The following is a 12,944-nucleotide window of genomic DNA, read 5'->3' on the forward strand; positions in this document are numbered from 1 at the left end:
AGAACCGAAAATACGGGTTTTTACTAGTTTATTGACATAATTGTAATAAAACCCTGACGTAAATAGGCATATAGTACTATATTGTGCAAAGTTTATAAAAACCGTATTAATCTGTCATATTTATGTAACCGACTTGTTATTGGACTTAAATCGCTGTGTTATATTTGCCTGTTATCATGTGGAACATGGGTGATTGAGAGATAAACAAACCAACACCAATATTAAAACTCTCAGGAGGAATGTATACATGGTAGCTCGTAAAAACATTGTAAGAAACGTGGTTACATCCACAGCACTAGCTGGAATGATGTTTGCTAGTCCGGTAGTTTCAGAGGCGGCACTAGGAGATCAAACACTTTCTTATGGTGAAAAACACGGCGACGTTGTCGAGTTACAGGATGTACTGTCTGCCAAAGGGTATTTCAACTATGATGAATCTACAGGATACTACGGATCAATTACTGAAGGTGCTGTAAAGCAATTCCAAAAAGAACATGGTCTTGCTGTTGACGGTATCGCAGGTCCAAATACATTTTCAGCAATGCAAAGCGTAAATAATGGACAAGCTATGCGTACGCTAGTTCAAGGTGATCGCGGTCATCAAGTACAAGCGCTACAAGAAGAGCTTGGTGGTTATTATAACTATACAGTAGACGGAATCTATGGTCCGATCACTGAACAAGCCGTTCGTGCGTTCCAAGCTGATAACGGTCTATCAGTAGATGGGATTGCCGGTAAAAACACTTGGTCTGTACTAAACGGTGGTAGTGCACCTGCTCCTAAAGCACCAGCAAAGAAAGAAGCTACTAATAAGGAAGCAGTTCAAACATCTACTACTTCTAATTCCACGCCTGCTAAAGAATCAAACACTGAAAGTAAGTCTTCACAGGCAAGTGGACAAGAAATTCAAATGGAAGCAACAGCTTACACTGCATTCTGTACAGGATGCTCTGGTGTAACAGCTACTGGTATTGATTTGAGAGCTAATCCAAATCAAAAAGTAATCGCTGTTGACCCTGATGTAATTCCACTAGGTTCGAAAGTATATGTAGAAGGTTACGGAGAAGCAGTTGCTGGTGATACTGGCGGTGCAATCCAGGGTAACCGAGTTGATTTATTCATGGCTGACCAACAAGATGCATTAGATTTTGGTCGCAAGACAGTTACTGTAACAGTTCTTAACTAATGAAATGAAATAGAAGATCGCTGCCTGATGACATCATCAGGCAGTTTTTTTGTCTTTAATTTTTATTTTTCCTTTGAAAGGATCATTTCGCATCAACTTAGACATAGTAAAAACCTAGTAAACAACGTACTTTATTTCCTAGTTTACCGAGTGGTTTTTATGTTTTCCTTCCTATGATATAGTTTCAAAGGTTTGAAATTGTGTTGTTTGAGAGGTGCTTTTCAGTGCGAAATAAAATGATTCGGTGGAGTTTTTTCTTCGTAGGCCTGGCTGTACTTGGTCTGGGCATTGCCATGACGATTAAAGGAAAAGCTTTCGGAATTGGTCCGTGGGACGTGTTTCATTATGGATTATTTAAGCAGTTTGGCTTAACGATAGGAAGCTGGTCTATTATTACTGGATTTATAATACTTACTTTAACATCGATCTATACAAAAAAACTGCCGCAGTTAGGCGCTTTCCTAAACATGCTTGTTCTTGGTTTATTTATTGATTTTTTCCTATATTTTCTCCCGGATCCAGTCACGCTGCTTGCTCAGGGAATCGTATTTATAGTCGGTATTGTTGTGCTAGGATATGGCATCGGTTTATATGTAACGTCTGGGCTTGGAGCAGGACCGCGGGATGGAATCATGTTGCTCATTGTTGAAAAAACGGGGTGGCGAATCGATTGGGTAAGAAATGGGATTGAAATCGCAGTATTACTTCTAGGTTGGTTACTTGGAGGGCCAGTTGGCATTGGGAGCATTGTGATTGCTTTTATGCTAGGTAAAATCATTCAATTTTCGATGCCACAATGTAAAACATTGCTAGAAACTAGTTTAAGTTATCAAAAGCCAATGTCATCAAATGAATCTGTTTAATAAAAGCCTGCCGAATTCGGCAGGCTTTTATTTAGATATAGTTTTTCTCTTTACACCATTCAAGGAAAAGAACATAGTCATTTTTTACACATTTCTGATAATGTGTCGCCCATTCATCCACTTCATTACGTAAGTTTTTCCAGTCGTCAATCACGCGAAGAATTTCTGTTTCGCTATGGTAGGTTAAATAGTGATGATCAATATCAGAATCAGCTCGAGCATGAATTTTAGCAGAAATTTGTCCCATCGTCTTAACGGTTTGTTTAAGATCTTTATATTCTTTCATATGTTTCGGCTCTATTTCTTTTGTAAAAGGGGATTTTTCTCTTACATAAAATTCTTTATCTCCAATTGTAACGTAACCGAGATGAGGGTCTTGTTTATGATGCATGGCTTGTTGAGTTTTAATGACTCTTAAACCTTCATGCTTATTCGTATCCCAAAATGCCTGGTCATAAGGGAAAAAATAAGCCGGAATAGGCGTCCGTGCTTCCTTAACTTCAAGAATAAGATCAGTTAAATGGTCTTTGGCACTTTCACCATGAACAAGGATAAGGTAGCGACTCAACCCAGTAGAACCAATCCCTGCCCCTTTTTTCTGAACAATATCTTTTATTTCATAGTGTCTCAGGCTTTCGTCAACCTCTTCTTTGAGTGTTTCCGTGTATGCTTCCCATGCTTTTTTAACCTGAGTCTTTTCAGCTTCGCCAATCGCACTTAATTTCTCTCCAGTACGAATGAACTTTCTTTCCCCATCGCTGTTAATTCGCGTTTGCTTATTAAGTGAGTGCATAGGGGAACGATCATCTAGTTTTTTTATACGTTTCTGAATCGGGCCCTTTGTGTTTTTCTCAGTGAATTGAAATTCAACAGGTTTTTCTTCTCCATTTTCAAAAGCTTGAAGTTGCTTCACATAATTCTTAATATACGTACTTACTAGTTTTGATTGGTGACTTTCTGAATAACCTAAGTCTTCCGCATAAAGTCGAATACTAACGGTCATTCTAAGTAAATCATACAGATAAGAACCGAGATATCCCTCATCAAAATCATCTACATCGAAGACATTCTCACCATCAGCATTGCGAAAAGCACTAAAGTTATCGAAGTGAAGATCGCCCATTAACCAGGTTGGTTTGTCATCTGGTGTATGGTAACGAAAAGGTATTTGTGTAACATCATAATAATACAAATATGCGCTGCCACGAAAGAAGCTAAAAGGACTTTCGCTCATCTTACTATATTTCGTTTTACGTTCAGATTTCGTAAGTTTCATTAACGTAGAATCAAATTGTTCAATAATCATTTGTAACGTTTGTTTTCGCAGATAGTTTCTAGTGTTTTTGATGTGTTCCGTTGAGACGGATGTCATGTTGCTTCCTCCTTCGTTCGTCATAATTCTAGTGTACTTTAGTTGAAGGTCCGAACAAAATAAAAGAGGTTATAAGAGTCTTTGGGTTTGTATGGATACCGAGTTACAATCATTAGTCGTATTGTTGAAAGTGGATTAAAAGAATAATTTAAGAGATCCCACTCCATTGCAAGGAGTGAGATCTCTTAGTCGTTAGTCTCTTATAATATCTTCTTTGATTTCATGTTCTTTAATATAAGCAAGAGGAAGGAGAGTACTCTCAAAATCAAACACGTTTAATTCTTCTCCGTTAAACAGGCGATTTGGGTAATCAGGGTTAGCAAGAGCACTTGTACCAAGACTAACAAAATCCGCTTCGTTCTGTACGATAAGGTTACTTGCTTTATCAGGATCGCCTAGCTGTCCATTTGCAATGACAGGTATGGAGCTAGAGGCTTTTGCAGCAGCCGCTAATGATTTAGTACCGTCTCCAAAAGCAGGTTTAGTTCCATCAGGCTCTGTTACGTGAATATAATCAAGTTCTTTTGCTAATGTTGAAAAGATGAGCGCTGCTGATTTTTCTCCTTCAGGCCATTTATAGGCTGGGTCAGCAACTTTGATTTGAGATAAACGAATGCCCACAGTAAAGTCCTTTCCAACTTCATTTCGAACATCTTCAATCACTTCAACTAAAAGCTTTAGACGATTTTCAAGCGATCCACCATATTCATCTTCACGCTCGTTTAAATTGTCTGTTAAAAATTGGTCGAGCAGATAGCCGTTTGCGCCATGAATTTCAACACCATCAAATCCTGCTTCTCGTGCATGGCGAGCTGCTTTCTTAAATGAATGCTTTATTTCCTTTATTTCATCTAAAGAAAGAGGCTTTGGTGTTTTGAAAGAGCCTGATCCTCCATAAAATCCAAGCTGCTCTCCTTTTGGTGGGATAGTTGAAGGAGCTACTGTGACATCTGTGTAGGCATTCCCCTGACTTTGGCCACCTGCATGCATCAGTTGAGCAATGATTGAAGTTCCGTATTGATGCACGGATGAAGTTACGTTTTTCCACGTTTCTATATGATTATGGTTGGTTAAACCAGGCTGATTTAAATAGCCCTGGCTGTATAGTTCATCTATATAGATGCCTTCAGTGATAACAGCACTGAAACCACCTTTTGCAAAACGTTCATAATAATCGCGCATGGTCGTGGTTGCACTTCCGTCATCTGTTGCGGTAATGCGAGTCATAGGTGCAACGATAAACCGATTTTTTAGTGAAAGCTTTCCGAGTTTTGCTGATGTAAATAATTTGTTGTGGTTCATTCCTGTCATCCTCTCTACGATCTCATTCATGGTTATCATTATAAAGCGAAACCCTGGAATAAACGAAAGTTATGCTCAATTTAAAAGATAGTGTCGATCGGAAGGGGGATTAGCTCTATCAAAAAAAACCACCCTTTTATTAAAAGGGTGGTGGAGAATAACATTATCTAGTTTGACCAGTACCTGTCATGCAATATTTGATCGTAGTTAAAGCAGGTAATCCCATAGGACCTCTTGCATGTAACTTTTGTGTTGAAATACCGATTTCTGCTCCAAAGCCCAGGGCAGATCCATCTGTAAAGCGCGTTGATGCATTATGGTAAACAGCCGCCGCATCGACTAGGTTGCGGAATAAAGAAGCTGATTTTGCATCTTCTGTAATAATCGCTTCAGAGTGCTTTGTGCCATATTGTTCAATATGATCGATCGCTTCTTGTGTATTTTCGACCGTTTTGATTGCAATTTCAAGACCAAGGTATTCGTTGCTCCAGTCTTCTTCATCAGCGAGTACAGCGTCTTTAAACGTGTTTACAATATGTTCATCTCCGTGAACTTTAATGTTATTGTCAGCCAATGCTTTTTCGAGAATATCTTGGTTTTCTGCAAGCCATTTTTCATGAACGATAAGAGTTTCCACTGCGTTACAAACCGCAGGACGATCGGTTTTCGCATTAATTAAAATGTTTATCGCTTTTTCAACTTCCGCAGATTCGTCGAAATAGATGTGGCAATTCCCTACACCTGTCTCGAGTACTGGTACAGTTGCATTGTTTACGACTGTATTGATGAGAGCACCGCCTCCACGAGGAATGAGAACATCGATATGTTCTTTCATCGTAAAGAGCTGACTCGTTGCTTCTCGATCGGTTGTGGCGATGAGCTGAACAGCTTCTACAGGAATTTTTGTTTTTGGAAGTGCTGCATGAATAACGCGAACAATCCCTTTATTTGAATTAAGAGCGTTGGATCCACCTTTTAGTACAATCGCATTTCCTGATTTGAGTGCAAGACCAGTGGCATCAACGGTTACGTTTGGTCGTGCTTCATAGATCATACCGATAACGCCCAGTGGAACGCGCACTTGTTCTACTTGCATACCATTATCAAGTGACCAGTCCGAAATCACTTCGCCTACTGGGTCCTCAAGCTCTGCGACTTCACGAAGGCCGTTTGCAAAGTCTTTCACACGCTCTTCTGATAAACTTAAGCGATCCATGAATGCTTCTGTAAATCCTTTTTCTTTTCCGCGCTCAAGATCTTTCTTATTCTCGTTTAAAATATAGTCTGTTTCTTTCTCAAGTTCGTCTGCAATAATGAGTAATGCTTGATTCTTTTCCTCAGTTGTAAGCAGGGAGAGGGTTTTAGAAGCCCCTTGTGCCTGCTTTGCTTGTTCTTTTACATTTACTTTAATTGGATCTAGAGTAGTCATCAAACGCCTCCTATATTTTTTTATTCTTATTTTATTACGAGCCGAGTGGAATAGCTAGCTGATCGTGATAAACAAAATCATTAATATGAACGGCTTCTTTCACTGAAATATCGATAAGCTCAGATATTTCTTCAGTGGAAAGTCCTTTAATCATTTTCAAATGCTTAGAAGAGTAGTTGGTAACACCGAGACCAATTTCTTCTCCATCCATGTCTGTTAGTTTCACAACAGCTCCTGGCTTAAAGTGTCCATGTACGTAGTGCACACCTACAGGTTGTAAGCTACGTTCATGTTCAGAGATTTCAGAGCTTGCTTTATCAGTCACGATTACTTCACCTTCAGGACCTGAATTAAAGGCAATCCATTGTTTCTTATTATCAAGCTCAGCTTGACCTTCAGGTGTGAAGTACGTTCCTGTAGCGGTTTGGTGAACTGCATTATAGATGATACCTTTTGTTGTGGCGTTACCTAAGAAAGAAGGTGTACCTGATGCCATTGCAATTTTAACTGCATCAATTTTGGATCTCATGCCACCGGTACCGACAGAGCTACCAGGTTCTCCAGCGGATTCTTCAATTTCTGGTGTGATTTCAGTCACATGTTCTAAAAGTTTCGCATCCGGATTCTTTCTTGGATCATCACTATAAAGACCGTCTATATCAGATAGAATGATAAGCTGATCAGCACTTACAAGTGCAGCGACTTTAGCTGAAAGGGTATCATTGTCTCCAAATTTCAAACGTTCAACTGTTACTGTGTCATTTTCATTGACGATTGGAACAATTCCTCTTTCTAATAGAACATTAATCGTGTTGCGTGCGTTATTGTATCTTTTGCGATCAGAAAAGTCACTGCGCGTAATCAGAATTTGTGAAGCAGTATAGCCGTGAGATATGAAGCGTTCTGAATATGCTTCCATTAACAGCCCCTGACCGATTGATGCAGCGGCCTGCTTTTCTGAAAGTGATGTTGGCCGTTCAAGGCATCCAAGGCGGCGGTAACCAGCGGCTACTGCTCCTGATGAAACAAGAAGAACTTCATGACCTTCATCTTTTAACATCACAATATCGTCTACTAGTCGTTCTAGTTTTCTGCGGCTAATGTCACCTAGTCTACTCGTTAATGAGCTGCTTCCGATTTTAATTACGATTCGTTTCTTTTCGTCGTTTAGATTCATTATTTCACTCCTATATAACTTGCCGTTAAATGTGTGATTGCTTTAATCAATTGACTCTACGAGTATAACAAACCGGCATATCGTGACAACATCACATGCCCAAATAGTCCGAATACGAGGAGAATAACTACGAATACGGACGATGCTCGCTCTAAACTCGTTTCACATAAGCTTAGAAGATGAGAGGCTTCCTTATGACGGTATATAAGGACTGAAAAACAATAATAATTTACATTTTAATCCATTTTATTCGTTTCGTTGTATGGAAAAGTTTAGAGCATTCGCCTTTATGTAAGGGCTTACATAGTGGTGATGTGTATAAAAGATGAGTTTTATGCAAATGGAACACACACCTATCAGACAGTAATGAAGGAACTCTGGTATACTGCTGATAAAAGGGTGTTGAAAGGGGGATGGCATGTTCTTAATCGACGTATTTTTTGTTTTATTGACTGTTTTATGGATAAGTGAATTTGTAATGAAACGTGGTAAAAAGAATACGGAATCGACTTCTTCTGAAAAGCGATCTTTTATTTGGATTCTCATCATGATTAGTTTGTCCATTATAGGCTCTCTTCTTTTTAGTGAATTTGGAAGATTCGTCTTTAGAGAATCGCTCTTGACTCAATTGCTAGGTGTGATCCTATATGGCAGTGGGATTGGATTAAGGTATTGGGGAATTCAAGAGCTAGGGCAGTTTTTTTCAAGAAATGTGGTCGTGGAGCGAAAAGTGGATCTTGTTAGCTCTGGCCCTTATCGTTTATTGCGTCATCCTCTTTATACAGGATTACTTCTTACTTTAGTGGGGTTACCAATTTACCTGGGTACGTGGGGAGGGATGCTGTTATCTATTCTTTTGCTTGTTCCTGCCCTTCTTTACCGAATTTATATTGAAGAAAGAATGCTCTATGCTTCTGTTGGGGAAACTTATCTCGAATGGGGAAAGGAAAGGTATCGTTTAGTACCGTTTATCTATTAAACAAGGATGAGACCTAGTGGGAATATGATCCATTTTAATAAGTAGGGATTAGGATGAGTAAAAGAGGGAACAGGGGTTAGATGACATAATAGTGAAAGAGGACTTCGACAAATGAATTATTCTAAAACTTCGATTAACCTGCGTAATAGCTTCTGGTTTCTGCCAGTCGTTTATGGCCTTATTTCTTTGGCAGTAGTGGGGTTAAGCACGTGGATTGATCTTATGTACATTTCTCAGCTTAATGGAACATTACCTAAGTTGTTTCTTGCCACAGAAAAAATTGCACAGTCACTTTACGGTCCGCTCGTTACAGCCATTTTAACAATGACGACGATTTCATTCTCCTCCATCATGGTCGTCCTAACGACTTATTCATCACAATTTTCTCCAAGAACCTTACAAGATTTTATTTCAGATCGTTTTACTCAACATGTGCTTGGGGTCTTTGTGGCAGGATTTGTCTTTTCATTAGTGAATATGCTTCTTTTAACAGGAAAAGACGGCCGAGTTATTTTATCGCCACTTTTAACTGTGGTCCTTGCGATAACTTGTTTATTGTTCTTCATCTTATTTATTCATCATTCTGCCACGTTTGTTCAGGTAAACAATTTAATTGAAAAGATCACGAGAAGATCCCTCTTTCTTGTTGAAACGAAAAGTGAACTTTACGAAGGTGAGACGTTCGAAAAGTGGGATCGCTGGGAAGAAAGTGAATTGAGAGAAGAAGATGGTATGCCGATTTATAGTAATAAGATGGGCTATATTCAGAAAATCCCTTACTCAAAGTTAGTTGATCTCGCCACTCAAAATGAAAGCATTATTCGACTTAATGCTGATGTAGGGAATTATGTGAAGGAAGGTTCTAGAATCGCGACAGTTTGGATGAAAGGTTCTTCCACGTTTTCTTCTAACAGTTTTTTAAATTCAATTGCGATTGGAACGGAACGAATTAATGATCAGGATTTAGAGTTTTCTATTCAAAAGCTCGTAGATATTGCGCTAAGAGCGATCTCACCATCAGTGAATGATCCGCATACAGCAGTTAACTGTACGAACCGCATTGGTACGATCCTTTCAAAAATCGGTCATACGTATGATCCTAAAGAAGCTTTTTTTGATAAAGAAAGAAACCTTCGCGTTCTATCAACGCCAAAACCATTCTTTCAATATCTTTATAAGTCGTTCTATCAAATACGTCATTACGGTAAAGATGATGTATCGATGTTAAACGGTATACTTGAGGCGCTAATTTTAACCGCAGACGGACAACGTAAGGAAATAAAAGCAGATGTACAGCGGTTCCATCAATACTTATTAACAAGCCTTGATCTTAACGAACTTCCTGATCTTGACCGTGAGTTTCTTCTTCACACATCAGAAGTATTAAATGAAGTATGTAAATAGCTAGTAAGGCATCCGATGAAATATCGGATGCCTTTATTTTTGTTGTTCCACCTTAGCAAGTGACCCGTTTGGTAATGTGAATTCTTCAAGGATACTACTTTTTTGATTGCGAATGACGAAATTGAGGGGAAGACCTGTATCCGGTTCAATCCATAGACTAAACGTCATTTTCTCAAAATAACCTTCTGTAATTCTTCCTTGAGCGAGAATGGCAGGTTGTTCCTTGTAAACAGCTTCTCGATTGCTGATCTTCCAGTTATCGTAGTTAGCTAAGTAAGACAGGGCAATCGAGCGGATTTTCTCTTCATCGCTAGGATTCTTGATAAGTGATGCGGATTGCCACAGATTGTTATATAATTCTTCTTCAGTCATCGAGTGAACGTTGGCCGATTGGTTATCTTGTAAAATGCCACTTTCAGATGCAGCAAAAAAAACGGTACCGACTAGCAGGATGAGAAGTGTAAGATAAGTGAGGAGTGCTGGGAATTTTTTTTGCATTCCTTTACTAAAATGATCATTGATTTTCGAAGAAGTATCTCTATTAACAGCTTTCCAAACCTCATTTTTATGCATACGGGTAAAGGTTACTGCTTTTGTATCAATCATTCTGGCACGGAGATTTTTTAGCTGTTTTTCCATAGGAACCTCCCCTTAGTACATTTCTTTAAGAAGCATTCTTGCACGTCGCAACCTCGTTTTTACCGAGTTTTCCTTAATGGAAAGTAGTTCACTGATTTCTTGTACTTTTAAGTCTTCAAAATAATGAAGAAAGATAACCTCTCTATACTTAGTAGGGAGCTTAAGAATGTTTAGTGCAAGCTCCTTATTTTCTTCAGACCCGATGAGTACCATGTCGGGTTCCGAAGCATTTTGTTTAAATGTATTTAACAGAGATTGAGCAAAGATGATGTTACGATATCCCCAACTCTTAAGAACATCTTTGCATTTATTTGCGGTAATGGTTAATACCCAGGATTTTAGAGAAGCTTCCATATTAAAAGTGTCTAGTTTCGTATAGCAAGTAATAAATACTTCTTGAGCAATATCTTCTGCTTTTCCTTTATCTTTCAAATAACTAAAAGCAAGCCAAACAACACTTTCGCCATATTCATCCATAATTGTTTCAAGGACCGCTTCCTTATTGGTAAGATCAAGATAGTTGGTTGGTTCTTTGTTCCCCAAGGTTGCGTCTTCCTCCTTCGGCCCTTCAAACAAAAGACGAGTAACATGCACGAAGGGTTTCATAATATATTTCCATAATTTGTGTATGTTTCTATTATAGAATAGATTTAACTGATCTTGGTAGATTTTCCTTTAATTATATAAAAATAATTTATAAGCTCGTTTGTCGGGGAGTGAATATGAGAACAGATTGAGCGAATTGGAGACATAGATGGCTTAAGAAGGCTTAAGAAGGATATTGTTCACCTCATGTGGAACGAGTGGGTATGAGGAGTAAATTAGAATGAAAAGAGGAATAAATTGACTAAATCAACGGCAGTTCCTACACCTACAAAGGAGAGGATTCTCTCCATTGATGCAATGCGTGGTCTTGCTTTACTAGGTATTTTTTTTGTGAATATGGTAGATTTTCATTCGCCCTGGATGTACATCGATCAGCTGAGCTACTGGGGGGATCAATGGAACCAATTCGCTATGAATATAATCGATGTAATGGCACAAGCAAGCTTTTATCCTTTATTTTCGTTTTTGTTCGGATATGGTTTTATTATTCTAAACAATCGTTTAACTGCTCGTAGTGCCCCGTTTCTTCCGATTATGGTGAGACGTTTGGTATTCTTATGTCTTTTTGGTGTCATCCATTTTGTTTTGATTTGGCACGGCGATATTTTATTTACGTATAGTCTGTGTGGCTTTCTATTACTAGCCTTTATCAAATTAAACGGTAAGCAACTATTGCAAATCGGACTGGGTTTATGGCTGTTTTATGCCATTATTTTCTTTTTAATATTGTTGCCTTATGGTAGCGAGGAATTTACATCACATCAGCCTGTAGCGATTCAACAGTCACTTCTTGTATACGGGTCAGGTAGCTATGTAGAAATATTAAATCAACGTCTGAGCGATTGGACTTACGTGAATGGTGGAATAAATGGGATTTTGCTCATATTCTCGATCTTTCCCTACTTTCTAATCGGTGCGGCGTTTGCGAAAAAAGGGTGGTTTAACGGGGAACCGAACAACTTGCCAATCGTGAGAAAGTTTTTATTTGTCGGAGCAATTGGTTTTGTTGTTAAACTATCGCCTTTTCTGTTTGATTCTTATGCCTTTTCACATCTTCAAGATAGTCTAGGAGGACCGCTTCTTTCACTTTTTTATATGTCGGTCATTTCGCTCATTTATTATTCAGGAAAAACGCTAAAGCCTCTCGAATGGGTTGGGAAAATGGCGCTAACAAATTACCTCTTGCAGTCAATTATTAGTACGCTACTTTTCTATCACTATGGTTTAGGTTTATATGGAGATATCGAAGTGACAACGGGTATATTGCTACTAATAGGCATCTTTTTAGTGCAAATTGTTCTTAGTCGATGGTGGTTACTTAAATTTCGATACGGTCCGATTGAATGGATATGGAGAATGGGTACATATCGAACGCGTTTTCCATTAAAAAGAAATCAGAAAGGGGAGGTTGTCTATGAAACTGATTGAAAAAGCAGTTGCATTTTCTGCGATCGCTCACGATGGACAGTATCGAAAGGGAATATCCTTACCTTACTTTTCTCATCCGGTAACAGTCGGGTTCTACTTATTAGAAGCAGGCGCATCAGAAGAAGCCATTGCAGCGGGAATCCTTCATGATGTTGTCGAAGATACTGCAATAACTTATGAAGTGGTTAAAGAAGAATTTGGTCAAGTCATTGCTGATTTAGTTCAAGCATGTTCGGAGCCTGATAAAAGTCTCAGCTGGGAAGAAAGAAAAACTCATACGATAAGCACGTTAAGGAAAGCGTCATTTCGTGTTAAGCAAATTGCTTGTGCAGATAAACTTCACAACTTAACGACCATTAAATCCGATTACGAAAAAGAAGGAGAACAAGTCTGGGAGCGATTTAATCGTGGTAAAGAAAAGCAGTGCTGGTATTATGAATCAGTCTATAGAAGTTTAGTAGCTAATCTTTCAGTAACAGAATCTAACTTCCCTTTGTTTTCAAAGCTAAAGGACATGATTCATGCGGTTTTTGGGGATTAACGTAATGTATGTCATCTG

12 protein-coding genes are annotated in these 12,944 nt (G+C 38.7%); 6 read left to right on the forward strand and 6 right to left on the reverse strand.

The features are described from left to right. Window positions 1–247 precede the first annotated feature (247 nt). On the forward strand, window positions 248–1,186 hold the full coding sequence (locus tag LC090_RS05450) for a peptidoglycan-binding protein (protein ID WP_226656005.1): 939 nt from the start codon (window positions 248–250) through the stop codon (window positions 1,184–1,186). 236 nt (window positions 1,187–1,422) lie between these two features. Continuing rightward, window positions 1,423–2,049, forward strand: coding sequence for a YczE/YyaS/YitT family protein (locus tag LC090_RS05455; protein ID WP_226656604.1), 627 nt, complete (start codon window positions 1,423–1,425; stop codon window positions 2,047–2,049). 31 nt (window positions 2,050–2,080) lie between these two features. On the opposite strand, the gene LC090_RS05460 is transcribed toward LC090_RS05455, so the two are convergent. From LC090_RS05460 to proB, 4 genes are all read right to left on the reverse strand, one after another. Then, a complete protein-coding gene (locus LC090_RS05460; protein WP_226656008.1) occupies window positions 2,081–3,421 on the reverse strand; it encodes a DUF2252 domain-containing protein in 1,341 nt (446 codons plus the stop codon). Window positions 3,422–3,613: 192 nt separating this feature from the next. Further along, window positions 3,614–4,723 (reverse strand): NADH:flavin oxidoreductase, encoded by a 1,110-nt coding sequence (locus tag LC090_RS05465; protein WP_226656011.1) that lies wholly within the window; start codon window positions 4,721–4,723, stop codon window positions 3,614–3,616. A gap of 163 nt (window positions 4,724–4,886) precedes the next feature. Next, the gene (locus tag LC090_RS05470) at window positions 4,887–6,152 is read right to left on the reverse strand and encodes a glutamate-5-semialdehyde dehydrogenase (protein WP_226656014.1); all 1,266 of its coding nucleotides are present in this window, start codon (window positions 6,150–6,152) and stop codon (window positions 4,887–4,889) included. 34 nt (window positions 6,153–6,186) lie between these two features. Beyond that, a complete protein-coding gene (proB, locus tag LC090_RS05475; RefSeq protein ID WP_226656017.1) occupies window positions 6,187–7,329 on the reverse strand; it encodes a glutamate 5-kinase in 1,143 nt (380 codons plus the stop codon). A 418-nt stretch (window positions 7,330–7,747) separates the two neighbouring features. Between proB and LC090_RS05480 the strand changes: the two genes are divergently transcribed. Both LC090_RS05480 and LC090_RS05485 read left to right on the forward strand, forming a co-directional pair. Then, entirely contained in the window at window positions 7,748–8,308 is a 561-nt protein-coding gene (locus tag LC090_RS05480; RefSeq protein ID WP_226656020.1) for a methyltransferase family protein, read from the forward strand. Between the two features lie 111 nt (window positions 8,309–8,419). After that, window positions 8,420–9,712, forward strand: coding sequence for a DUF2254 domain-containing protein (locus LC090_RS05485; protein ID WP_226656025.1), 1,293 nt, complete (start codon window positions 8,420–8,422; stop codon window positions 9,710–9,712). A 33-nt stretch (window positions 9,713–9,745) separates the two neighbouring features. On the opposite strand, the gene LC090_RS05490 is transcribed toward LC090_RS05485, so the two are convergent. Both LC090_RS05490 and LC090_RS05495 read right to left on the reverse strand, forming a co-directional pair. After that, window positions 9,746–10,351 (reverse strand): hypothetical protein, encoded by a 606-nt coding sequence (locus tag LC090_RS05490; protein WP_226656028.1) that lies wholly within the window; start codon window positions 10,349–10,351, stop codon window positions 9,746–9,748. Between the two features lie 12 nt (window positions 10,352–10,363). Beyond that, the gene (locus LC090_RS05495; RefSeq protein ID WP_226656030.1) at window positions 10,364–10,894 is read right to left on the reverse strand and encodes a sigma-70 family RNA polymerase sigma factor; all 531 of its coding nucleotides are present in this window, start codon (window positions 10,892–10,894) and stop codon (window positions 10,364–10,366) included. A 300-nt stretch (window positions 10,895–11,194) separates the two neighbouring features. Between LC090_RS05495 and LC090_RS05500 the strand changes: the two genes are divergently transcribed. Further along, window positions 11,195–12,385: a DUF418 domain-containing protein gene (locus LC090_RS05500; RefSeq protein WP_226656032.1), complete on the forward strand. Its 1,191-nt coding sequence runs from the start codon at window positions 11,195–11,197 to the stop codon at window positions 12,383–12,385. Then, entirely contained in the window at window positions 12,372–12,926 is a 555-nt protein-coding gene (locus LC090_RS05505; RefSeq protein ID WP_226656034.1) for an HD domain-containing protein, read from the forward strand. The genes LC090_RS05500 and LC090_RS05505 overlap by 14 nt, the downstream gene beginning before the upstream one ends. The last annotated feature ends 18 nt before the right edge of the window (window positions 12,927–12,944 follow it).

The sequence above is a fragment of the Guptibacillus hwajinpoensis genome (genome assembly GCF_020524165.1).
Classification (GTDB): domain Bacteria; phylum Bacillota; class Bacilli; order Bacillales; family Guptibacillaceae; genus Guptibacillus; species Guptibacillus hwajinpoensis_D.